The 22,670-nt window shown below is 63.6% G+C and carries 17 protein-coding genes; 8 read left to right on the top strand and 9 right to left on the bottom strand.

From position 1 onward, the window contains the following. The first annotated feature begins 139 nt into the window (after window positions 1–139). The 6 genes from RHIZ70P_RS03885 (at window position 140) to RHIZ70P_RS03860 (ending at window position 6,441) form a co-directional block, all read left to right on the top strand. Entirely contained in the window at window positions 140–1,012 is an 873-nt protein-coding gene (locus RHIZ70P_RS03885; RefSeq protein ID WP_419178266.1) for a MurR/RpiR family transcriptional regulator, read from the top strand. Between the two features lie 182 nt (window positions 1,013–1,194). Further along, window positions 1,195–2,280, top strand: coding sequence for an ABC transporter substrate-binding protein (locus RHIZ70P_RS03880; protein ID WP_419178273.1), 1,086 nt, complete (start codon window positions 1,195–1,197; stop codon window positions 2,278–2,280). Window positions 2,281–2,397: 117 nt separating this feature from the next. Continuing rightward, complete coding sequence (locus RHIZ70P_RS03875) at window positions 2,398–3,273, top strand: ABC transporter permease (RefSeq protein WP_115669085.1); 876 nt, start codon at window positions 2,398–2,400, stop codon at window positions 3,271–3,273. Beyond that, window positions 3,270–4,061 carry an ABC transporter permease gene (locus RHIZ70P_RS03870; protein WP_115669084.1) on the top strand — a complete coding sequence of 264 codons (792 nt, stop codon included), beginning with the start codon at window positions 3,270–3,272 and terminating at the stop codon, window positions 4,059–4,061. Before RHIZ70P_RS03875 ends, RHIZ70P_RS03870 begins: the two co-directional genes overlap by 4 nt. A gap of 10 nt (window positions 4,062–4,071) precedes the next feature. Further along, window positions 4,072–5,130 carry an ABC transporter ATP-binding protein gene (locus RHIZ70P_RS03865; protein ID WP_115669083.1) on the top strand — a complete coding sequence of 353 codons (1,059 nt, stop codon included), beginning with the start codon at window positions 4,072–4,074 and terminating at the stop codon, window positions 5,128–5,130. 147 nt (window positions 5,131–5,277) lie between these two features. After that, window positions 5,278–6,441: a polyamine ABC transporter substrate-binding protein gene (locus RHIZ70P_RS03860; RefSeq protein ID WP_115669082.1), complete on the top strand. Its 1,164-nt coding sequence runs from the start codon at window positions 5,278–5,280 to the stop codon at window positions 6,439–6,441. Window positions 6,442–6,671: 230 nt separating this feature from the next. Here the strand turns inward: RHIZ70P_RS03860 and metH are convergent, their stop codons facing one another. Continuing rightward, window positions 6,672–10,439: a methionine synthase gene (metH, locus tag RHIZ70P_RS03855; protein WP_115669081.1), complete on the bottom strand. Its 3,768-nt coding sequence runs from the start codon at window positions 10,437–10,439 to the stop codon at window positions 6,672–6,674. 194 nt (window positions 10,440–10,633) lie between these two features. Here metH and RHIZ70P_RS03850 point away from each other — a divergent pair, with 194 nt between their 5' ends. Beyond that, window positions 10,634–11,890, top strand: a complete 1,257-nt coding sequence (locus RHIZ70P_RS03850; protein ID WP_115669080.1) for an AGE family epimerase/isomerase — start codon at window positions 10,634–10,636, stop codon at window positions 11,888–11,890. A 62-nt stretch (window positions 11,891–11,952) separates the two neighbouring features. Here RHIZ70P_RS03850 and RHIZ70P_RS03845 read toward each other — a convergent pair whose 3' ends face one another. From RHIZ70P_RS03845 to RHIZ70P_RS03830, 4 genes are all read right to left on the bottom strand, one after another. Beyond that, on the bottom strand, window positions 11,953–13,155 hold the full coding sequence (locus RHIZ70P_RS03845; protein WP_115669079.1) for an efflux RND transporter periplasmic adaptor subunit: 1,203 nt from the start codon (window positions 13,153–13,155) through the stop codon (window positions 11,953–11,955). Between the two features lie 4 nt (window positions 13,156–13,159). Next, on the bottom strand, window positions 13,160–15,523 hold the full coding sequence (locus RHIZ70P_RS03840; protein ID WP_115669078.1) for an ABC transporter permease: 2,364 nt from the start codon (window positions 15,521–15,523) through the stop codon (window positions 13,160–13,162). Between the two features lie 4 nt (window positions 15,524–15,527). Further along, on the bottom strand, window positions 15,528–16,235 hold the full coding sequence (locus RHIZ70P_RS03835; protein WP_115669077.1) for an ABC transporter ATP-binding protein: 708 nt from the start codon (window positions 16,233–16,235) through the stop codon (window positions 15,528–15,530). Between the two features lie 113 nt (window positions 16,236–16,348). Beyond that, entirely contained in the window at window positions 16,349–17,533 is a 1,185-nt protein-coding gene (locus RHIZ70P_RS03830) for a PAS domain-containing sensor histidine kinase (protein WP_235842137.1), read from the bottom strand. Window positions 17,534–17,675: 142 nt separating this feature from the next. On the opposite strand from RHIZ70P_RS03830, the gene RHIZ70P_RS03825 reads away from it, so the two are divergent. After that, window positions 17,676–18,047, top strand: a complete 372-nt coding sequence (locus RHIZ70P_RS03825; RefSeq protein ID WP_115669076.1) for a hypothetical protein — start codon at window positions 17,676–17,678, stop codon at window positions 18,045–18,047. An 84-nt stretch (window positions 18,048–18,131) separates the two neighbouring features. Here the strand turns inward: RHIZ70P_RS03825 and RHIZ70P_RS03820 are convergent, their stop codons facing one another. The 4 genes from RHIZ70P_RS03820 to RHIZ70P_RS23220 form a co-directional block, all read right to left on the bottom strand. Continuing rightward, the gene (locus RHIZ70P_RS03820) at window positions 18,132–18,812 is read right to left on the bottom strand and encodes an acyltransferase (protein ID WP_115669075.1); all 681 of its coding nucleotides are present in this window, start codon (window positions 18,810–18,812) and stop codon (window positions 18,132–18,134) included. Window positions 18,813–18,845: 33 nt separating this feature from the next. Further along, window positions 18,846–20,159 carry an HlyD family type I secretion periplasmic adaptor subunit gene (locus RHIZ70P_RS03815; protein WP_210209729.1) on the bottom strand — a complete coding sequence of 438 codons (1,314 nt, stop codon included), beginning with the start codon at window positions 20,157–20,159 and terminating at the stop codon, window positions 18,846–18,848. After that, window positions 20,156–21,862: a type I secretion system permease/ATPase gene (locus RHIZ70P_RS03810; protein ID WP_210209728.1), complete on the bottom strand. Its 1,707-nt coding sequence runs from the start codon at window positions 21,860–21,862 to the stop codon at window positions 20,156–20,158. The genes RHIZ70P_RS03815 and RHIZ70P_RS03810 overlap by 4 nt, the downstream gene beginning before the upstream one ends. A gap of 645 nt (window positions 21,863–22,507) precedes the next feature. Further along, on the bottom strand, window positions 22,508–22,670 hold a 163-nt coding region (locus RHIZ70P_RS23220; RefSeq protein WP_147293960.1), incomplete at its 5' end, for an integrase core domain-containing protein.

Raw genomic sequence — 22,670 nt, 5'->3', positions numbered from 1 at the left:
AGAGAATTCTTCACGATTAACGCCCTGTCAACGGGGTCTTGAAAATTTCTCTTCAAATTGCGCATTGACAGAATTGTGACAGAGAAGTTTAACTTGGCCACAGACCGGCGAAAGATCGGTCCGAGGGGAAATGCTGAGCTTGAACAAGACGCCGAAGACAGTGTCGGACGTGATCCGTGCCCATTTCGATGGGTTGACGCGCGCTGAACGGCAGCTCGCGGAGAGCCTGCTCGACAATTATCCGGTCTCCGGTCTCGGCTCCATCACCACCGTCGCCGACAATGCCGGCGTTTCGACGCCGACCGTGGCGCGCATGGTGCAAAAGCTCGGCTACAAGGGCTATGCCGAATTCCAGGCCCATCTTCACCACGAACTGGAAGCGACCCTTTCCAACCCGATCGCCAAGCACGATCGCTGGGCATCCAACGCACCGGGCACGCATATCCTCAACCGTTTCGCCGATGCGGTAATCAACAATATGCGCCAGACCTTGAGCGCGCTCGACACGCGGTCGTTCGATGGCGCGGCGCGGCTGCTCTCGGATCGCAAGCGCAACGTCTATTTTGTCGGCGGGCGGATCACCGGTGCGCTGGCCGAATATTTCTTCACCCACATGCAGGTCATCCGCCCGAAGACGGCGTTGATGTCGTCGAATACCAGCGCCTGGCCACAGAACGTGCTCAACATGAGCGCCGGCGACGTGCTGGTGATCTTCGACATCCGCCGCTACGAGGCCGACATGGAGACGCTCGCCGAGGTGGCAAAGGCCAGCGGGGTCGAGATCATCCTTTTTACCGACCCCTGGAGCTCGCCGGTCGCCAAGCATGCCAGCCACTGCTTCAGGATCGATATCGAGGCACCCTCTGCATGGGACAGCTCGGTTGTCACATTGTTCGTGGTAGAAGCGCTGATCGAAGCCGTCCAGAGCTCGGCCTGGGACGAAACCCGCGAACGCATGAACACGCTGGAGGGGCTTTTCGAGCAGGCGCGGCTGTTTCGCAAGCCGCACTGACCAAGAGCAAGGGGAGTGGAGAAGAGACGAAGACGAGCCCGGAGCATCCAGACGCGACGATTTTCATCGCGATTTTTCCCCAGCCGGGACCGTCACATAACTATCATGCAAGCTGAATAACAGTCCGCATCGGTACACTAGAACCAACAAGGAGAAATCCAGTGAACACTTATCTTCGTCGCATGCTCTCGCTGTCGACCGCAATGGTCGTCGCCTCCACCTCGCTCGCCTTCGCCGAGCCGAGTGCCGAACTGATCGAAGCCGCCAAGAAGGAAGGCATGCTGACCACGATCGCCCTGCCCCACAGCTGGTGCGGCTATGGCGACGTCATCGCCGGCTTCAAGGCGAAGTACCCGGAAATCAAGGTCAACGAACTGAACCCGGATGCCGGCTCGGCCGACGAAGTCGAAGCCATCAAGGCCAACAAGGACAACAAGGGCCCGCAGGCTCCGGACGTTGTCGACGTCGGTCTGGCCTTCGGCCCGCAGATGAAGTCCGAAGGCCTGCTGCAGCCCTACAAGGTCTCCACCTGGGACGAGATCCCGGACACGATCAAGGACGCCGAAGGCTATTGGTACGGCGACTATTACGGCGTTCTCTCTTTCGTCGTGAACAAGGACCTGGTCAAGAACACCCCGGCCGACTGGGCCGATCTCCTGAAGCCGGAATATGCCGGCCAGGTCGCGCTCGCCGGCGACCCGCGCGCCTCCAACCAGGCCATCCTCGGCGTTCTCGCCGCCGGCCTGCACAAGGGTGCCAAGGCTGGCGAGGAATCCGGCAAGGCCGGCCTCGAATACTTCGCCGAGCTGAACAAGGCCGGCAATTTCGTTCCGGTCATCGCCAAGGCTGGCACGATCGCCCAGGGCGCCACCCCGATCGCCATCGCCTGGGACTACAACGTGCTCGCATGGCGCGATGAGCTTGCCGGCAACCCGCCGGTCGAAGTCGTCGTTCCGAAGACCGGCGTTCTCGCCGGCGTTTACGTCCAGGGCATTTCCGCCTTCGCTCCCCATCCGAACGCCGCCAAGCTGTGGATGGAATACCTCTACTCCGACGAAGGCCAGAACCTGTGGCTGAAGGGCTACTGCCACCCGGCCCGCTTCAACGCCATGGCCAAGGCCGGCAAGATCCAGAAGGAACTCCTGGACGCCCTGCCGCCGGCTGAAAGCTATGAAGCCGCCATCTTCCCGACCGTCGAAGAGCAGAACGCCAACAAGACCGTCGTGACCGGCGGCTGGGACAGCGTCGTCGGCGCCAACGTCCAGTAAACCCTGGAAAAAACCAGGCCCCGGCCCGACTCGTTCGGGCCGGGGCTTGCCAAGTCAGAAGCGCCGGCCATACTCGGGGCGCCTTGCATCGATGCCCTCAAGCTAAGACCCGCAAACATGAAACAGGAACCTCACGCGCCCCGACTGCGCCTGCCGCTGACATGGGTAGGGCTGCTGCCCTTTGTGATCTTCGTCGTGATGTTCCTGGTGCTTCCGACCATGCACATCGTTATTGGCGCCTTCCAGACCCGTGACGGTGCATTCACGCTGCAGAACATCCTGGACCTCAATTCCGGCACGATCCCGTCGAGCTACTGGATTTCGGTGAAGATCTCCGTCGCCTCCGCAGCACTCGGCTGCGTGATCGGTTTCGGCATGGCTGCGGCCGTCGTCTTCGGCGCCGTGCCGCGCTGGTTCAAGGCCCCCTTGCTGACCTTTTCCGGCGTCGCCTCGAACTTTGCCGGCGTGCCGCTCGCCTTCGCCTTCCTCGCGACCTTCGGTCCTGTCGGCCTCGTCACCGTGCTCTTGCGCAACAATTTCGGCATCGTCCTGCAGCGCGATCTCGGTTTCAGCATCCTGAGCTTCTGGGGCCTGACGATCACCTATCTGTTCTTCCAGATCCCGCTGATGATCCTGATCATCACGCCGGCACTCGAGGGCCTCAGGCGCGAATGGCGCGAGGCGGCCGAGGTTCTGGGGGCGACCGGCCTGCAATACTGGCGCATGGTCGCCCTGCCGATCCTCTTTCCGTCGATCCTCGGCACCTTCGCCCTTTTGTTCGCCAATGCCTTCGGCGCGGTTGCGACCGCGATCGCGCTCACCGGATCGAGCCTCAACATCGTGCCGATCCAGCTTTACGCCCAGATCCGCGGCGACGTGCTCGGCAATCCGCATCTCGGCTATGCCATGGCCTTCGGCATGATCGTCGTCACCGCCATCGCCAACATCGCCTATATCTGGCTGCGGGTGCGCGCCGAAAGGTGGCTGAAATGAGCTTGTGGACACGCATTGCCGGTTGGAGCGCCCTCATCTTCGGCCTGCTCTATTTCTTCGTGCCGCTCGGCGGCCTGTTCGAATTCTCGCTGAAGGCGCGTCGCGGCGTCTACTCCTTCGACGCCTATGCCAAGGTTCTCGCCGACCCGCAGTTCCAGCAGACCTTCACCTATTCCGTGGTCATGGCCCTGGTCACCATCGCCATCGGCGTGGTTCTGGTCGTGCCGACCGCCTTCTGGGTGCGGCTGAAAATGCCCTGGGCCCGACCTTATGTCGAGTTCCTGACATTGATGCCGCTGGTCATTCCGGCCATCGTTATCGTCTTCGGCTATATCCGACTCTACAACACGTCGAGCTTCCTGCCGCTGACGGGATCGGTGATGGGCACCAACCTTTTGCTTGCCTTCGGCTATACCATCCTTGCCCTGCCCTACATGTACCGTGCGGTCGACACGGGACTGAGAACCATCGACGTCGCCACGCTGACCGAGGCGGCCCAGAGCCTGGGCGCCGGATGGGTGACCATTCTCGGGCGGGTCATCCTGCCCAATGTCATCCCGGCCGTCCTGTCGGGCGCCTTCCTGACCTTTGCCATCGTCATCGGCGAGTTCACCCTTGCCGCCCTGCTCGACCGGCCCGCCTTCGGTCCCTACCTGCAACGGATCGGCGCCAACAAGGCCTATGAACCCTTCGCACTGTCAGTGATCGCCTTCGGCATCACCTGGGGCTGCCTCGTGCTGATCCAGCTCGTCTCGCGCCTGCAAAAGACCGCCCAACGCCCCGCCTGAGGACAAATTTATGGCATTCCTGACCCTGACGAATATCCAGAAGTCCTTTGGCGCAGTCAAAGTCGTCCACGACTTCGACATGTCGATCGACAAGGGCGAGTTCGTGTCCTTTCTCGGGCCCTCCGGCTGCGGCAAGACGACGATCCTGCGCATGGTCGCCGGCTTCGAGACCCCGTCGGGTGGCACGATCACGATCGACGGCAAGGACCAGTCGCGGCTGAAGCCGAACCAGCGCAATATCGGCATGGTGTTCCAGGCCTATGCGCTGTTTCCCAACATGAACGTATTCGACAACGTCGCCTTCGGCTTGAAGGTGGCGGGCAAGCCCAAGGACGAAATCCAGGCGCGTGTCACGGAAATGCTGAAGCTCATCCATCTCGAGCATCTCGCCGACCGCTACCCCTATCAAATGTCGGGCGGCCAGCAGCAGCGCGTGGCGCTCGCCCGCGCGCTGGCGCCGAAGCCGCAGGTCCTGCTGCTCGACGAACCGCTCTCGGCCCTCGATGCCAAGATCCGCGTGTCGCTGCGCGAGGAAATCCGCCACATCCAGCGCCAGCTCGGGATCACCACGATCTTCGTCACCCACGACCAGGAAGAGGCTCTGTCGATCTCGGATCGCGTCGTCGTGATGAATGCCGGCCGTGCCGACCAGATCGGCACGCCCTTCGAGATCTACAACCGACCGGCCACCCGCTTCGTCGCCTCCTTCGTCGGCACGCTGAACCTGATCGAGGCGAAGGTCGTCGACGCGCAAAAGAGCACCGTCGCGATCGGCGACCAGATGATTGTGCTCAGAGAGAAGATCGACCTTGCCGCCGGCAGCGCGGTGCAACTGGCCATGCGCCCGGAAGCCGGCTCCATTTTGCCTGGAGCGACCGGCAATACAACGCTCACCGGCCAGGTCGTGTCGAGCCATTTTCTCGGCTCGGTCATCCGGACGCGGATGGATGTCGCCGGCAATACCGTGTCCTTCGACATGTTCAACGATCCGAACATGGCGCCGCCGGCGATCGGCGACAACGTCTCGCTGAAAATCGATTCCGCCGATCTCATTATCCTCCAGGCGTGAGGCACGCGTCCCGGGCAGGAGCACCATGCCGGTGCGGACACGGGACACCGATGCCCGCGCGTGAGATTTGCACGCCTGCGATCCACTTTGTTTACAAAATCATGGAAACATGAGGATCGGCTCGACGGGATGTGTGAGGATCGACGCATGGGGAAGCACGACGGACAGGATCTGCCGGTTTCTGCAACGCAATTCATGGCCCAATTCATGCGCCTGAAGCGCGGCTCGATCAGCCGGCGCCATTTCCTCGGCGCCACGGGCCTCGGCCTTGCAACGGCAGCTCTCGGCGGCGCCTGCGGCAACCCCTTCGTCGGTCCAGTCGCGGCACAGGACGCCGGACGGCTCATCCATCTCAACTCATGGCCGAACTATCACGACCCGGCGACCTTCGAAGCGTTCACCGCAGCGACCGGGATTGCCGTGGATCTGAGCGTCACCAGTTCGAACGAGACGATGTTGAGGGCGTTGAGCACCGGCACCGCCAATTGGGACCTCTTCATCCCGACCAATCATACGATTTCCACCTATGTGGAACGTAATCTGATAGAAGAACTCGACCTCGCCCGTCTCAGGCATTACGACGCCGCCAGCCAGAACCTGCTCTTCACCTGGGCCGGCCAGGTGTCCGGCCGGACCTATGCCGTGCCGAAGAACTGGGGAACGACCGGCATCGCCGTCAACACGGGCGAGCTGAGAACGGGCATTTCCAGCTGGAAGGATTTTTTCGCCACGGCGATGAACGAGGGCAGCGGGCGCACCATCGTGCACGATTACCAGATGACGACCATCGGCAGCGCGCTCGTCTCCCTCGGCCACTCGTTCAATTCCGTCGACCCGGCAGAACTGGCAGAAGCGGAGGAACTGCTGCTCGCGGTCAAACCGCATCTGCTGGCGATCGACAGCGACTATCAGGCCGCCATGCGTGCCGGTGACGCATGGCTCACCATGTGCTGGACCAATGACGGCCTGCAATTGAACCGTGACATGCCGGAAATCGAGTTCACCCTTGGAAGCGATGGCGGCGAGATCTGGACGGACTATTTCGCCATTCCGAAATCCGCGCCGAACAAGGCGGCGGCCTATGCCCTGCTCGACTTCCTGCTGGACCCCGCCGTGGCGGCACGCGAACACATGACCAACGGCGCCCCAACCACCGATCGCCGGGTCATGGAGCTTCTGCCGGAGGAGATCAGGTCCAACCGGATCATCTATCCGGACGAAGCCGCCCTCACCCCACTGGAATTCGGCGCGGCGGTGACGTTGACCGATCCCGGCCGCGCCGACCTCATGGCGCGCTTCAAGGCGGCCTGACGGCTCGGACGGCGCACAGGCAGCAGAACTTGAGACCCGGGTTGCGAGCGGCCGGACAACCGCACGCGCGCAATCGCTTTTCGATTCTGCGCCAATGCTTTACCCGCCCCATCTGAATCGATACGGGAAGCAATTGAATCAGCGCCTCAAGGCGCTGAACCGACTCCTGAACGCGCACAACGTTTGCAAATCGACTGAACCCGATGGCTGGCCGACAAGCGAGACGGCGATCAGACCGTCTCTTCGCCACTGGCCGGCGGGACGTAGTTCAGAACCGGCCCGAGCCAGCGCTCGACCTCGCGAATGGCCATGCCCTTGCGCTGCGCATAGTCCTCGACCTGATCGCGTTCGACCTTGGCGACGCCGAAATAATAGCTGTCCGGATGTCCGATATAGAGCCCCGACACGGACGAACCGGGCCACATGGCCATGCCTTCGGTGAGCTTGACGCCCGTCTTGGCCTCGGCGTCGAGAAGGCGGAACAGCGTGACCTTCTCGGTATGATCGGGCTGGGCGGGATAGCCGGGCGCCGGCCGAATGCCGGCATAGGCCTCCGCCGCCAGTTCGTCCGGCGTGAAGTTCTCCGCCGGCGCATAGCCCCAGAATTCACGCCGCACGCGCTCGTGCATCCGCTCGGCAAAGGCTTCGGCGAAACGGTCGGCCAGCGCCTTCACCAGGATCGAGGAGTAATCGTCATTGGCCCGCTCGAAGCGTTCGGCAATGGCGATTTCCTCGAAGCCCGCAGTCACGACGAAACCGCCGACATAGTCCTGAACGCCGCTATCAGCCGGCGCGACGAAATCGGACAGGGCGACGTTGGGCCGCCCGTCGCGTTTCGACAGTTGCTGACGCAGGGTGAAGAAGGTCGCCAACTCCTCGCTTCGGCTTTCGTCTGTGAACAGGCGGATGTCGTCGCCGACCGCATTGGCCGGCCAGAAGCCGATGACCGCCCGCGGCCGGAACCATTTCTCCGCGATGATCTTGGACAGCATGGCTTGCGCGTCGGCAAAGAGCTGCCGTGCCGCCTCGCCCTGCTTCTCGTCCTCAAGGATCGCCGGATAGCGGCCCTTCAACTCCCAGGTCTGGAAGAACGGCGTCCAGTCGATATAGCGGGCGAGTTCCTCCAGGTCATAGTCGTCGAACACCTGCGTTCCGCTGACGCCGGGCTTAACCGGTCGGTAAGCCGACCAGTCGAGTCTGGCCGCGTTCTCGCGGGCCCGCGCCAGCGGCAGTCGCTGCTTTTCGGCTTCCGCCCTCGCATGAGCTTCGGCCACCTTGGCATATTCGGCACGGATGCCATCGCTGTAGGCCTGCCTGGTGTCGGGCGACAGCAGCGCCGAGACGACGCCGACGGCGCGGCTGGCGTCGGTCACATAGACCGCCTGGCCCGCCTTGTACTGCGGCGCGACCTTGACGGCCGTGTGCACGCGGCTGGTCGTCGCCCCGCCGATCAGCAGCGGGATGGAAAAGCCCTGCCGCTCCATCTCGGCGGCCACATGCACCATTTCGTCGAGCGACGGGGTGATGAGGCCCGAGAGGCCGATGATGTCGACCTTCTGTTCACGCGCCACCTCGAAGATCTTCGTCGCCGGCACCATGACCCCGAGGTCGATGATCTCGTAATTGTTGCAGGCGAGCACGACGCCGACGATGTTCTTGCCGATGTCATGCACGTCGCCCTTGACGGTGGCCATCAGCACCTTGCCAGCGGCCTCGCGCTCGCCGGTGCCGCCATTGGCGCGCTTTTCCTCTTCCATATAGGGCAGAAGAACGGCAACCGCCTGCTTCATCACGCGCGCCGACTTGACCACCTGCGGCAGGAACATCTTGCCGGCGCCGAACAGGTCGCCGACCACGTTCATGCCGGCCATCAGCGGGCCTTCGATCACATGCAGCGGACGGTCGGCCTTGAGCCGCGCCTCTTCCGTATCGGCCTCGATGAACTCGGTGATGCCGTTGACCAGGGCATGCTCCAGCCGCTTCTCGACGGGCAGTTCGCGCCAGCTCATGTCCTGCGCGCGGGCCTGTTTCTCGCCGGTGCCGCGATAGCGCTCGGCGATTTCCAGCAGGCGCTCGGTGGCATCGCTGCGGCGGTTGAGCACCACGTCTTCGCAGGCCTCGCGCAATTCGGGGTCGATGCTCTCGTAGACCGCCAACTGGCCGGCATTGACAATGCCCATGTCCATGCCCGCCTGAATGGCGTGGTAGAGGAAGACGGCATGCATCGCCTCGCGCACCGGCTCGTTGCCGCGGAAGGAGAAGGACAGGTTGGAAACGCCGCCGGAGATATGCACCAGCGGCATCTTCTGGCGGATCGTGCGGGCCGCCTCGATGAAGTCGACGCCGTAATTGTTGTGCTCCTCGATGCCGGTCGCGACCGCAAAGACGTTGGGATCGAAGATGATGTCTTCCGGGGCAAAGCCGGCCTGTTCCGTCAAGAGCTTGTAGGCCCGTTCGCAGATTTCGACCTTGCGCTCATAGGTGTCGGCCTGGCCTTTCTCGTCGAAGGCCATGACGACGACGGCGGCACCGTAATTGCGGACGAGCTTGGCCTGCGCCACGAAGGCGTCTTCGCCCTCCTTCATCGAGATCGAATTGACGATCGCCTTGCCCTGCACGCATTTGAGCCCCGCCTCGATGATCGGGAACTTAGATGAATCGATCATCACCGGCACGCGGGCGATGTCCGGCTCTGCGGCGATCAGGTTGAGGAACTCGACCATGGCCTTTTCCGAGTCGATCAGGCCTTCGTCCATGTTGATGTCGATGATCTGCGCGCCGTTCTCCACCTGGTCGCGGGCGACCACGAGAGCGGCGGAGTAATCACCGGCGGTTATCAGCTTGCGGAACTTGGCCGAGCCGGTGACATTGGTGCGCTCGCCGACATTGACGAAGGGAATGTCCTTGGTCAGCACGAAGGGCTCGAGGCCCGAAAGCGCCATGAAGGGCCGGTGTTCGGCCGGACGGCGCGGCGCCTTGCCGGCCACCGCCTCGGCGATCGCCCGGATATGCTCGGGCGTAGAGCCGCAGCAGCCGCCGACCACATTGACCAGTCCCTCTTCGGCGAAGCCTGAAATCTGGCGCGCCATGTCCTGCGGGCTTTCGTCATACTGGCCGAATTCATTGGGCAGGCCGGCATTCGGATAGGCGCAGATGAAGGTGTCGGCAACGCCCGACAGTTCCTGCAGATGCGGCCGCATGGCATCGGCGCCGAGCGCACAGTTCAGCCCGATGGTGAACGGGTTGGCGTGACGCACCGAATACCAGAAGGCCGACGGCGTCTGGCCCGACAGCGTGCGGCCGGACAGGTCGGTGATCGTGCCGGAGATCATCACCGGCAGGCGCACGCCCTTGGCGAAAAAGCGCTCCTCGCAGGCGAAGATCGCCGCCTTGGCGTTCAGCGTGTCGAAGATCGTCTCGATCAGGATGATGTCGGCGCCGCCGTCGATCAGCCCGTCGATCTGCTCGCCATAGGCGATGCGCAGGTCGTCGAAGGAAACGGCGCGGTAGCCTGGATTGTTGACATCGGGCGAGATCGAGGCCGTGCGGTTGGTCGGACCGATGGCCCCGGCGACGAAACGGCGACGACCGTCCTCGCGCTCGGCCCGGATCGCGGCGCGGCGGGCGACCAGTGCCCCGTCGCGGTTGAGGTCGTAGACCGCCTCTTCCATCTGGTAGTCGGCCTGGGCGATGCGGGTGGACGAGAAGGTGTTGGTCTCGATGATGTCTGCGCCGGCCATCGCATAGCGGAAGTGGATTTCCTCGATCGCGTCCGGCTGGCTGAGGATCAAAAGGTCGTTATTGCCCTGCTGGTGACAGGCGCAGCCGATGAAACGAGAGCCGCGAAAGGCCTCCTCGGTAAGGCCCAGCCCCTGGATCTGCGTCCCCATGGCGCCGTCAAGGATCAGGATGCGTTCGCTGGCCGCCTGTCGCAGTGCCCGCATGACCTCGGCCCCATCCCGCTTCGTGACGTGCGAACCGAACAGCGTGTCAAGCATGGCCTACCCCTTCCTTACAAAAGACATTACAGCGAAATCACATAAAGATATGTTTATGTCAACATACGAATGACATTCCGATCTCATTTACCCTTCGCGCCGCCATCGGTGGACGAAGCCTCCGGCCGCGGTGACAAGCACGACATTTGCCGCTATGGCATTCAAACGATTAGATGCACGACGGGAGGAGCGTCATGTCCGCGGTCACAGCAACTTCGGCACCGGCAGAGAACTGGACCGGCCGGCCCTACCACCGCAAATGGCTGCTGGACCAGGCAAACGGCCTGTTCGATTTCTTCCAATATGCCAGCATTAACCCGAAGGGCGGCTTCTTCGATCTGACGCGCGACGGCAAGCCTCTGTCCACCGACAATCCCGTGCGTGGCATCCATGCCAGCGCCCGCATGGTGCATTGCTTCGCCATCGGCGACCTTCTCGGCCGTCCCGGTGCCGCCGACATCGTCGATCACGGCATGCAGTTCCTGTGGAACCGCCATCGCGACGAGACCCATGGCGGCTATTTCTGGCAGGTCGACGACCATGGCGCCGCCGACGCCTCGAAGCAGGGCTACGGCCACGCCTTCGTGCTCTTGGCGGCCTCATCCGCAAAGACGGTCGGCCATCCGATTGCCGACCGGATGCTCGCCGACATCACCGAAATACTGGAGACCCGCTTCTGGGAAGATCGCCACGGTGCGATCGCCGAGGAGTTCTCATCCGACTGGCAGCCCGTGCCCGGCTATCGCGGCCAGAACTCCAACATGCACCTGACCGAAGCGCTGATGGCCGCCTTCGAGGCGACCGGCGAGCGTCACTATCTCGACAAGGCGACGACCATTGCCGACCTCGTGATCCGTCGCCGTGCCGCCGAACAGGGCTATCGCGTGCCCGAGCATTTCGACGAGAACTGGACGCTTGACCGCATCTACTACCACCCGAACGAAATGTTCCGCCCGGCCGGCACCACGCCCGGTCACTGGCTGGAATGGGCCCGCCTGGTGCTCCAGTTGTGGGTGCTCGGCGACAGGAAGCACGACTGGATGCCGGAAGCGGCGCGCGGCCTGTTCTTCCAGTCCATGTCGCTCGGCTGGGACAAGCACCGGGGCGGCTTTTTCTACACGCTCGATTGGGAAAACGTGCCGGACAAGCGGATGAAGCTCTGGTGGCCGCTCTGCGAGGGAGCCGCCGCCGCGCATTTCCTCAACCAGCATCTGCCGAGCGACTTCCATGAGGAAAGCTACCGCAGGATCTGGGGTTTCATCGCCAATCACAGCCTGGATCATGCCTTTGGCGGCTGGCACGAGGAACTGACCGAGGATCTTGCCCCCTCGACCACGCTCTTCCCCGGCAAGGGCGACATCTACCACGCGCTCCAGGCCTGCCTCATCCCGCTCTTCCCGGCAACCGGAAGCCTGACCCGCGTGATTGGCGAAACCGGCCGGGCCGTCTGATCCCGCCTGGCTCACGGTTGATGTATTGCTGACCGAACTTGACGGCGGGAGCGGCCGCTGACCTATTCCTTGCGCTCCTCGACCAGCGTGCCTGCGCTGATCATGTCACTCGGATGCAGGATGACCCGCTCTCCTTCGGCAAGCCCGCCCAGCAGTTGGGCCGTCTCGTCGTTCATCTGCCCGATCTCGACGGCGACCTGCTGTGCCCGACCGCCGCGAACGACAAAGACGCTCCACTGCCGGCCATCGCGGAACAGTGCGCTGATCGGCAGTTGCAGCGTCTCGTCGCTCTGCCACAAGGTGAGTCGCGCATAGACACGGAAACCGTGGCCGAGACGCGGATCGCTTTCCTCCAGATCGAGAACGAGATTGACCCTCTGCTCCTCGATACCCAGCGCCGAGACCTTGGTGAAACCGGCCGGATCGATGCGACGGACCTTGGCCGACAATGCCTTTTCGCCGCCCCAGTCGAAGATCTCCGCCTTCGAACCCGTCGCAACGCGCACGGCATCCGACGACAGAAGATCGACGGTCACTTCAAGATCGGCCGGATCGCCGATCTCGGCGATCTTGGTGCCGACCGCCACCGGTTGCTCGCTTCTGGCGAAAACCGAGAGGATGACGCCGTCGACCGGGGCGGTCAGGTAGACGCAACAACTGGCGTCAGGCTTCCGGTTGGGATCGTTCGGGGGGATAAGGCGTGCCTCGGCGCTGGCAAGCTCTGCCCTGCGCAACTCGATCGCGGCCTGCGCCGAACCGATCTGCGCTTCCAGCACTTCGACGTCGGTGCCCGCCTTCTGCAGCGCGCTCTGAGCGAGGAATTTGGTCTTGGCCAGCGCCTCCGCCCGCTGCAGGTTGTCGCGCGCGAACTGCAAGTCGGATTGCAGGCGCTTCAGGTCGATCTCGGCCATCGACACCGCAGCGCGCGCCGCATCGCGCGCGGCGATGAGCTCGGCCTGGCTGCGGCTGTCGATCAGCGGCGGATCGAGCGGATGGATCGCCGCCACCACGGTCACGCCCGCCCTGACCGTGTCGCCCTCGTCGAGCACCGTGCGGGCGAGATGGCCGGCAATGGGTGACGACACCGCATAGACCTCGCGCACCCGTGTCACGCCCTCCTGCGACACCGTGACCCGCATCGGTCCGCGTGTCACCGCGCCCACGTCGACCATCTGCGGCTTTTCCCTGAGTGCATAGGCAAAACCGGCAACCATCGCGCCGACTGCGACGACACCGATCACACGCTTGAACCATTTTCCCTGCATCGGGCTACTCCCTGGATTTCAGTACGGCGATGAGATCGAGTTCGTCGATCCTGCGGCGCACGATCAGCGCCGAGGCAAGCGATGCCCCCAGGACCACGAGACTCGCCACGGCATACGTCGAAGCATTGACAAAAAACGGTATGCGAAAGAGGTGGCTCTCGATCCCATCGACCACAAGGCTGGCGAAGGAATAGCCGAGCAGCCAGCCGAGCGGCTGTGCCGCGAGGATGACGGTGGCAAGCTCCGTCATCAACACGCTGGAGACTTCGGACGGGGTGAAGCCCAACACCCTTAGGCTGGCGAGTTCCCGGGCCCGTTCCGAAAGCTGGATGCGCGCCGAATTATAAATGAGGCCAAAGGCGACGATGACGGCCAGCGTCGTGTAGACGATCTGGACCATCACGATATTCTCCTCGATGGTCGCCCGGAAACGTTCCCGCGACAGCCCGATCAGCATGACGAAGGCGAGCGCCGGCGTGTTCTTGACCTCGGCGAACAGCGCGTCCCGCTGCAAGGCGTCGAGTGAAATACGGGCACCGGAAATCCGCCGCCCATCCCCGATTAGGCGGTTGAGCGCCTCGATATGCATATGGGCGTCAATGCCGACCAGGCTCTGGCTGATGCCCGTCACCGGAACCGCAACCTTGCGATGGTCGCGCTCGACCAGTTCCACTTCGATCATGTCCCCGACCTTGACGCCCAATTCATCGGCGACGCGCCCGATCAGCAGAATGCCGTTGGGTGGCGGCGGGACCGGACGCATGTCGGCGTCCATGATGCGCCCGAGATCGGTCTCGGAGTTGAGGCCGAAGATCGTCAGATCCTTCTCATTGTGCCGGCTCCTCAACGTCACCGAGATCGCCCGAAAAGGCTCGGCGCGCAGGACGCCCGGCAACTGCCGCACCGAATCGAGCGCGGCGATGGGCCGGTCCTGATCGAAATACAGGCTGGCGTCCTGCCGTTCCATGCGGAAGAAAATCTCCTCCACCATGTTGCTGACGGCATCGGTGGTGAACATCGAAACCACCAGCAACGCGACGGAAAAGGAGACACCGAGCGAGGTCAGGAACGAGCGGACCGGTGCTCTGATGATCTGCCGGAAAGCCATGATGGTGAGCTGCGACACGAATTTGGGCCCACCCAAGCGGCGCTTGAACAATGAGCGAAAACGCAAAGGGGCCGGAGGCTGCATGGCGACGGCCGCCGGCAGAACGACGACCGCCCAGATCGCCCGGATCGCCCCGGCAAACGCGGCCGCGACGCAAACCCCCGCCGATATGGCATAGAGGTCGAAGCTCTCGCGGAAAATCAGGAACGGAAAGGAGAAGAAGCGGGCATAGAGCTTGGTCATCTCGCGCCCGGTCCAGTTTCCCGCTAGAAAACCGATCGCGACGCCGATCAATGCAATGACGATGGTGAGCTTGAGATAGTGCCAGGCCACCTCCGTCTCGCGGTAGCCGAGCGCCTTCAGAAGCCCAATCTGCTCGCGCTCCAGCGTGATCAGCCGCGTCAGGATCATGTTGACGAGGAAGGCGGCAACGAACAGGAAGATCGGCGGAATGACCGCCGCCATCGCCCTCAGCTGGTCCAATTCGTTGGCGAGAAAGGTGTCGGAAATCTGGTCTTCGCGGCCATAGGCGCCGCGCCCGCCATATGGCTCGAGCAAGTCGTCCAGCGCTGCTGTCGTCACGTCCAGGTTCGTGCCGCGCAGGGTCGACAGCACGACATTGTTGAAGGCGTCTCCCATGTCGAAAATGCCTTCGAGCGCCTTGCGCGACATGTAGAAGACGCCGAAGCGGCGTGGATCCGGGACCATGTCGCCGGGCCCGATCGTGTAGATATATTCCGGCGACAGCACGATGCCGGTCACGGTCAGGATCTGCTTGCGGCCGTTCATCACGGCGGCAAACCGGCTTCCTTCCTTCAGGCGATGCGCCTTGGCGAAGCTGTCGAGCACCGCGGCCTCGTTGGCCCGCCCCGGTTCGGGCAGGCGGCCGCTGCGGATATAGAGACGATTGACGCCCGGCTGGCCACTATCCGGCAGGGAGACGGCCACGCCGGTCGCCGGCTCGACCATGCCCTCGATGTCGAGCATCACATATTTGACGATTCGAAGCTCGACGCTGCCGATCCCCTCGATCGCGGCGATCCGGTCGCGCAGGTGCAGCGGTGCACGATTGGCCTCGGCGAATAGATTGGCGAAGCGATAGCGTTCGTAGAAGACATCGCGGGTCTCCTCGAGCGAGCGGTAGGAGCCGATGGCGATGATGATCGTCGCGACCCCGCAGGCCATGACCAGCGCAACGGCGAGCACCTGGGCCCAGAGCCTGAGCAGGTCGCGGTAGAGCTTGCGGTCGAGCATCGACATGGCGCTACCAGCTCACGGCGGAGGGCGGCAGCCGCACCGCATTGGTGGAGGACTCCTCGATCCGTCCGTCGCGGAAGGAGAAGACGCGATGGGCGATCTGCCGGATGGCGGCATTGTGGGTGATGATCCCCATGGTCGTGTTGAATTCCGCGTTGACACGGCACAGGACCTCGAGAACGAGCACGCCGGTCTTCGAATCGAGCGCACCGGTCGGCTCATCGCAGAGCAGCACGTCCGGGCGTTTGACGATGGCGCGAGCGATCGCCACGCGTTGCTGCTCGCCGCCGGACAGCTGCGCCGGGAAATGATCCATGCGGTCCTTGAGCCCGACCATCTCCAGTGCCTCACCCGGGTCCATCGGATTGGCCGCGATCTCCGTCACCAGAGCGACGTTCTCGTAGGCCGTCAGGCTCGGGATCAGATTGTAGAACTGGAAGACGAAGCCGATGTGGTCGCGGCGAAATTGCGTCAGCTGCCGCTCGGAGAACGCGGTCAACTCGTGATCGGCGCAACGGACCCTGCCTGAGCTGGCCCGATCGAGCCCGCCCATGATGTTGAGTAGCGTCGACTTGCCGCTGCCCGAGGGGCCAAGCAACACCGCCATCTCGCCTCGCTCCAGCGTCAGGTCGACGCCGCGAAGGGCCCAGACCTCGACATCGCCGGTGCGATAGGTCTTGGTGACATTGTCCACCTGAAAAAGTACGTCTGCCATCGCGCGGCCCTGTCAAACTCGATCAACGATAGATAACCCGACAGGACCTGGCCTTGATCATTGTCAAAGCCGCAACCGGCGAGCGAACCGACGGCGCGGTGCGGCGAGCCGCGCTATCCGGGAACGTCGGTGGACATGTCGAGCCGGCCGACGAGCCGGAATATGAGGCCTGTCGGCTCAAACGTCATACGCCCCTCGCCGGAGAAGATCTCAGAAATGATCCGCTCGGTGAGGCGCGAGCCGAAGCCACGGCGCACAGGGGCCGTCACCGGCGGACCGCCGCACTCGACCCAGTTGAAGGAAAACGAACCGTCTTCGGCGGCCGACCAGCCGATCTCTATCCGCCCTTCCGGCAGCGACAAGGCACCGTATTTGGTCGCGTTGGTCGCCAGTTCGTGGATGGCGAGCGACAGTCCGAGCGCCTGTTGTGCCGTCAGGTAGGTCTCCCCTCCGGAAACGACGAAGCGGTCGTCCCTGTCGCGGTGCGGCAAAAGCGCAGCCATGACAGTTTCCTCAAAGCTCGCGGTCGTCCCCGGCGTGCCGGTGAGAATATCCTGGGCCTTGGAAAGGGCGCCGATTCGCGCTGTCACGGTGGCTATCGCATCGCTCATCGATTCCGCGCTGCGCAATGTCTGCGTGACGATTGATTGGGTCATCGCCAGTGTGTTCTTCATCCGATGGGCAAGCTCCTCGTTGAGGAGCTTGAGTTCGCGCTCATGGCGCGCACGCTCGCGGATGTGCTCCTGCGCCAGCTCGTAAGCCACATGCAGCCCAGCACGGTCGGCCACCGCCCGGGTCGTTTCGGTCACGATGTTGAGCAGGCCCTCGACGGCGCCGTCGTCACCGTAGAGCGGGCTGTAGGAGAAGGTAAAGTAAGTCTGTTCGGGATATCCGTTGCGCATCATGGTGAGCGGCATGTCTTCCATCCAGGTCGCCTCGCCGGAGAGCGCGCTGCGCACGAACGGCAATACCATCCCCCATACGTCGTCCCAGACTTCCTTGAACGGCCGTCCGAGCGCATTGCCGGCGCGCTGACCGAGCATGGGCACATAAGCGTCATTGTAGAAGTGAAGGAGTTCCGGGCCCCACCAGAAAGACATCGGCTGTCTGGACGACAGCACCAGGCGCATGGTGGTCTTCAGAGAAAGGGGCCAATCGTCGATCGGCCCGAGACTCGTCGCCGCCCAGTCGAAGCGACGAATCTCCTCGCCGCTCGCTCCGCCAACCTTCAGAAAATCGCCGGGCCCGATGACTGGGCGGGATGCCGGCCAAACCTCATTCGCAGTCGAATTCGCCATACATCCGCCACTCAAATCCTTGGGCTGCGATTATTTCAGAACAGGACATGCGTGGCAATTGGCGCTAGACTAAACATGCAAGGGAACAATGTCCCTTGCGCAAGCCTTTGGTGGATCTCAGCCTTTTGCCCTTGGAGGGACTATGAAGACCATTATGCTCACCGCCGCCCTGCTCGCCGCCCCAACCCTGGCCTTCGCCCAGGCGCCCGGCCTGGAAGAAACCTGCTCGCTCGTTGCGCGCAATTTCGAAATGGCCACTGCGGTGAAGGTAGGCGTTGTCCAGTCCTTTCCGGAACTGACGCCGCCGGGCGTCCGGCTGACCTATTCGACCGAACTGGATGCCGAGCCAGCAAGCATCACCGACACGATCGAGTGCCAGTTCGAAAAGGCAACCGCGCCGTTCAAGCTCGTCAAGTTCTGCCTCAACGGCACCTGCTATGCGGCAGACGAAAAGAATCCGGAACGCCGCCGCCGTTTCGAGGAAGCCCAGTCGTTGCTCTCCCGGTCGAACTGACCTTTGCAATGCGATCGGTGTTCGGCCTTCACTCCAGGGGGCCGGACATTGCCTTGCCGCGAACCTGCTTCGGGCACGGACGCCCTATCCGCGCCAGGCATCCATTTCGGCGGATGAAAATGCCTTCTTTCTCCCCCGATGCCAGGTCACGCCCCGTCTGACGATTTTGGCAGGGACGCCGGCAATGACGACGCCCTCCTCGTCGAAAGCGCTGTTGACGAAGGCCATGGCACCGACAACACTGTCCGCGGCGATGCGCGACCCCTTGTTGATGATCGCCCCCACGCCCACCCAGACGTGATCGCCGATGGCGATCGAGGCCGCCGTGTTGAGCCGCTTTCCCGTCTGGCGATCGATAAGCGAATGTGCATCGGTGGTGCGGATCTCGATGTCGCGCGACAGCATGCACCATCGCCCGATCCGCACGCTGCAGCCCTCCTGGCAGAGAATGTAGACGCTCTTGCAGGTGGAATGGTCGCCGAACGTCACGGTCTGCCCGTGATCCTTGACGACGATGTCACCCTTGAAGTGACAGTTGTCGCCGATCACGACCGTGTTCTTGGTGCCGAGGATTTCGATCGATCCATCGAAACGGGTGCCGCTTCCTATGGTGATCGTATTGCCGGTTCCCCGCTTGACGATCACGCGCCCCTTCAGCCCGGCCGCCCCCTTGTCCTCGAACCGGTTGCCCTCCGGCATCTCCAGCAGGAAGAACCAGCGCGCCTTGGCGGCACGAATGAGCCCGGACAGGAACGACAGCTTCATCACATTTTCTCCTGACGTCCGTTTACCGCCGCGTCATTCCTCCCGCATGGCGCGGGCGGCGTGATCGGTGATGGGCTTCATCAGCCATGACAGGACGTTGCGGTCGCCGGTCAGCACATAGGCTTCCGCCGGCATGCCGGGAACCAGCTCAAGGCCCGCATGCTGCGCCACATCCGTCTTGTCCACGCCGATGTCGGCCCGGTAGAAGGCAGCACCGGTGCGCTCGTCGACCTCGAGGTCGGCGGAGACGCGCACCAGCTTGCCGTCGAACTCGGGCGTGGTATTGCGGTTGAAGGCGGTGAACCGCACCCTGGCCGGCTGGCCGACGGCCAGTTGGTCGACGTCGTCGGGCCGCACCTGGGCCCGCACCACCAGTTCCGCCTCGCGCGGCACGATCTCCATCAGCCCCTCGGCCGGCGAAACAACGCCGCCGGCGGTATGAACCGCGAGCTTGTGCACGACGCCCGCCACCGGCGCCCGGATGTCGACCCGTTGCAGGTCTTCGATCAGGGCGATCTCTTCGCTGCGCAATTCGCCCTCGCGGGTTTCGAGGTCACGCAATTCCGTCGAGACTTCGGCCCGCATGGCCTGGTCGATCTGGATCTTCTGCAGGCCGATCTCCTCGATGCGGGCCTTGGTCGCGGCGATCTGCGCCTTCAACTGGCCGAACTCGCCGTTCAGCCGCACGGCCTCGCGCTTCAGCGCCAGGACCTGGCTGAGCGAGGTCAGGTTCTTCGCATAGAGCGTGTCCTGGGCCTCCGCCTCCCGGCCGATCAGCGCGATCTCGTCCTGCTTCGCCGTCATCTGCACGGTGAGGCCGGACACCTGTTCCTCGAGCTGAACCGCCTGGCCGTCCAGCCGCTCCTTCTGCCCCTGACGCTCGGCACGACGATCGGCAAACAGCCGCCGCTCGGCCTGCATGATCGCGTCGCGGCCATCCGGCGGCAGACGCCCAACCAGCGCCGTCGGCACCTCGACCGCGCTCGCATCGCCAAGTTCGGCCAGCAGTCGGGCCTTGCGGGCGTAGAGCTGGTCGAGCGTCGCCTTGGTCGCATCGAGCTTGGCGCGGATCACCGTGTCGTCGAGCTTGAGCAGGATTTCGCCCGCTTCCACCGCCCGCCCCTCGCCGACCAGCAGTTCGCCCACCACGCCGCCCTTGGGATGCTGGACCTTCTTGACATTGCCCTCGACCACCAGGAAGCCTCCGGCGATGACGGCACCGGAGAGACTGGTGGTCATGGCCCAGGCGCCGATCGCCGTCAGAAACAGGATGGCCGAGAGCAGCCCGGCGGCGAGATGCCGGTCGAGCGAGCGGCCAAGGCCCTTGTTGCGCTGGACGGGCATCATGGCTGGCCCTCGTTGTCGACGACGGTGAGGGCCGGCGCGGACGGCGGACGCTGCGGCGCCGGTCGCCCATGGGTCAGCAGCTTGATGATTTCGTCGCGCGGGCCGAAGGCCTTGACCGCCCCCTGATCCATGATCAGCAGCCGGTCCAGCACGGCCAGCACGCTGTCGCGATGGGCCACGACGATGGCGATGCCGCCGCGGGCCCTGACGCCACGCAGCGCCGCGGCGAGCGCCTGTTCGCCTTCGGCATCGAGATTGGAATTGGGCTCGTCCAGTACGACCAGGAACGGATCGCCATAGAGCGCCCGGGCGAGCGCGACGCGCTGGCGCTGGCCGGCCGACAGGGCCTCGCCGCCGGCGCCGAGCCGTGTCTCGTAGCCGTCCGCCAGGGCGACGATCATGTCATGGGCACCCGCCGCCTTTGCCGCGGCGACGATGAGCGCGGGGTCGGCGTTGCGATCCAGCCGCGCAATGTTCTCGGCGATCGTTCCGGCGAAGAAATCCGACAATTGCGGCATGTAGCCGACATGGCGGCTGCGCGCTTCGGCCGACCATTGGTCGAGGCTCGCGCCGTCGAGGCAGACCTTGCCCCGCATCGCCGGCCAGGCGCCGGTGATCGCGCGCACCAGCGAGGACTTGCCGGATGCGCTCGGCCCGATGATCCCCAGCACGGTGCCCGCCTCCAGCCGGAACGAGACATTCTGCACGGTCAGCCGCTGTCCGCCGGCCGGTGGACCGACATAGAGCCCCTCGACACTCAGGCTGCGGCTCGGTGGCGGCAGGGCCGTGCGTTCCTCCTGCTGCGGGAATGTCGCAAAGGCCCGCTGCAGGCGCTTCCACGACTGTTGCGCCGACAAGAGCCCGCGCCAGTTGGCCACCAGTTGCTCGACCGGCGCCAGCGCGCGGGCGACGATGATCGATCCGGCGATGATCGCGCCGCCGCTCAGGCTTCCTTCGACCACCAGATAGGCGCCGAGCCCGAGCGAGGCCGACTGCACCACCTGGCGGATCGTCTTGGAGAGACCGGAATAGAGGCCGGCAATGTCGCCCGTGCGCCGCTGCGCCTCGGCGGCGGCGTCGGCCGCCTCGTTCCAGCGTCCGGCGGCCCTTGCATGCATGCCGAGCGCAACGAGGATTTCCGCATTGCGGCTGGCATCCTCGCCGATCGCGTTGCGGGCGGAGAGCTCGGCGGCCTGAACGGCGGTCGGCTTGCGCGTCTGGAAACTGGCGGCGAAATTCAGCGCCAGCAGGAGCGCCAGCGTGCCCGTCGCCAGCCAGCCGATCGCCGGATGAAGGAAGAAACAGGCGGCCAGATAGACGGGCAACCAGGGCAGATCGAAGAAGGTGACGGGCCCCGGCCCGGCGAGGAACAGGCGGATCTGGTCGAGATCCTGCGCCGGCCTCAGGATATCGCCCCCGAGCTTGAGCTTCAGCGGCGCGCCGGCGATCACGTCAAAGACGCGCTCGGTCAGAGAGGCATCGACGATGCCGGCAAACCGGGCGAGAATCCGCACCCGCAGCACGTCGAGCAGGCCGGAAAAGGCAAACAGCAAAAGGGCGAAGATCGAAAGGGCAACCAGCGTCGGCACGCTTTGCGACGGGATGACGCGATCATAGACCTGCAGCATGTAGAACGGCCCGGTCAAACCGAGAAGGTTGAGCACCAGGCTGATGATGGCCGTTCCGATAAGCGCCCGGCGCATGAGGTCTCCGTGTCTTTCTACGCTCCGCCACATCCGACGAACCGCTGATATGAGTCAATCCCATGTTCGATCGACGGGCGACAATTTGCAGCGGGGGCGGTCGTTTGGGGGGACGGACCCATGGGAGCCGGGTTACTTCACGACGGGGCCGTTCGGTCTCAAGCTGCTGCACACATTATCGTGCGTATCGAGATCACAGGAGCCTGCGCAACAGCACCCCCATTTCCTGACCAGTTTCACCGCCTAAAGCTTGTGCTCGCGGCTGAATACCCGTCTTTGCATTCATCCTCTCCGGTTACATGCGGAACACCTTAAATCGGTGCCCAGGAAACCGGCAGCAGGTCAGTTCTCCCTGTTCCAACGTCGTTGCGCATGTACATGCCGAGCGGCTGCCATGCCATCTCACGTGACATCACCAAAGGCTATCAGCGACTGCTCAAGTTCATAGGCCACTTGCCTCATCATAGGGAAGTGAGCGTTCTCGACCCTCCGAGCTTCCGATATATGGTACTGATCCTTGTTGCCCGGAAACACCAAAACCGGGCTGCCCTCGCCTGACCTCATGCCGAAGTACGTTCTGTCGGTATGACCTGAGACCCAATCTTCCTCCAGTTTTCGGGAGAGTCTTGGGTTTTTAATCTGGCCTCATGCGGCCTGTTTTTCCATAGCCATTTTCATTGCGAACTCGCTGGGGGTGATATTGCCCAGCGACGAGTGCGGTCTGTTTTTGTTGTAATCCTCCTTCCATGCGGTGATGGCGGCGCGGGCCTGGGTGAGCGACGAGAACAGGGTCTCGTTCAGGCACTCG

It is taken from the genome of Paenirhizobium selenitireducens ATCC BAA-1503, assembly GCF_900492185.1.
GTDB classification, from domain to species: Bacteria; Pseudomonadota; Alphaproteobacteria; order Rhizobiales; family Rhizobiaceae; genus Allorhizobium; species Allorhizobium selenitireducens_A.
This window is presented reverse-complemented; position numbering and strand designations above follow the sequence as displayed.

What these genes read in the sequence shown, in the direction of transcription:
- RHIZ70P_RS03880 (WP_419178273.1), top strand. Translation starts at nt 1,195, where the DNA reads ATGCTCTCGCTGTCGACCGCAATGGTCGTCGCCTCCACCTCGCTCGCC.
- RHIZ70P_RS03875 (WP_115669085.1), top strand. Translation starts at nt 2,398, where the DNA reads ATGAAACAGGAACCTCACGCGCCCCGACTGCGCCTGCCGCTGACATGG.
- RHIZ70P_RS03870 (WP_115669084.1), top strand. Translation starts at nt 3,270, where the DNA reads ATGAGCTTGTGGACACGCATTGCCGGTTGGAGCGCCCTCATCTTCGGC.
- RHIZ70P_RS03865 (WP_115669083.1), top strand. Translation starts at nt 4,072, where the DNA reads ATGGCATTCCTGACCCTGACGAATATCCAGAAGTCCTTTGGCGCAGTC.
- RHIZ70P_RS03860 (WP_115669082.1), top strand. Translation starts at nt 5,278, where the DNA reads ATGGGGAAGCACGACGGACAGGATCTGCCGGTTTCTGCAACGCAATTC.
- metH (WP_115669081.1), bottom strand. Translation starts at nt 10,439, where the DNA reads ATGCTTGACACGCTGTTCGGTTCGCACGTCACGAAGCGGGATGGGGCC.
- RHIZ70P_RS03850 (WP_115669080.1), top strand. Translation starts at nt 10,634, where the DNA reads ATGTCCGCGGTCACAGCAACTTCGGCACCGGCAGAGAACTGGACCGGC.
- RHIZ70P_RS03845 (WP_115669079.1), bottom strand. Translation starts at nt 13,155, where the DNA reads ATGCAGGGAAAATGGTTCAAGCGTGTGATCGGTGTCGTCGCAGTCGGC.
- RHIZ70P_RS03840 (WP_115669078.1), bottom strand. Translation starts at nt 15,523, where the DNA reads ATGTCGATGCTCGACCGCAAGCTCTACCGCGACCTGCTCAGGCTCTGG.
- RHIZ70P_RS03835 (WP_115669077.1), bottom strand. Translation starts at nt 16,235, where the DNA reads ATGGCAGACGTACTTTTTCAGGTGGACAATGTCACCAAGACCTATCGC.
- RHIZ70P_RS03830 (WP_235842137.1), bottom strand. Translation starts at nt 17,533, where the DNA reads ATGGCGAATTCGACTGCGAATGAGGTTTGGCCGGCATCCCGCCCAGTC.
- RHIZ70P_RS03825 (WP_115669076.1), top strand. Translation starts at nt 17,676, where the DNA reads ATGAAGACCATTATGCTCACCGCCGCCCTGCTCGCCGCCCCAACCCTG.
- RHIZ70P_RS03820 (WP_115669075.1), bottom strand. Translation starts at nt 18,812, where the DNA reads ATGAAGCTGTCGTTCCTGTCCGGGCTCATTCGTGCCGCCAAGGCGCGC.
- RHIZ70P_RS03815 (WP_210209729.1), bottom strand. Translation starts at nt 20,159, where the DNA reads ATGATGCCCGTCCAGCGCAACAAGGGCCTTGGCCGCTCGCTCGACCGG.
- RHIZ70P_RS03810 (WP_210209728.1), bottom strand. Translation starts at nt 21,862, where the DNA reads ATGCGCCGGGCGCTTATCGGAACGGCCATCATCAGCCTGGTGCTCAAC.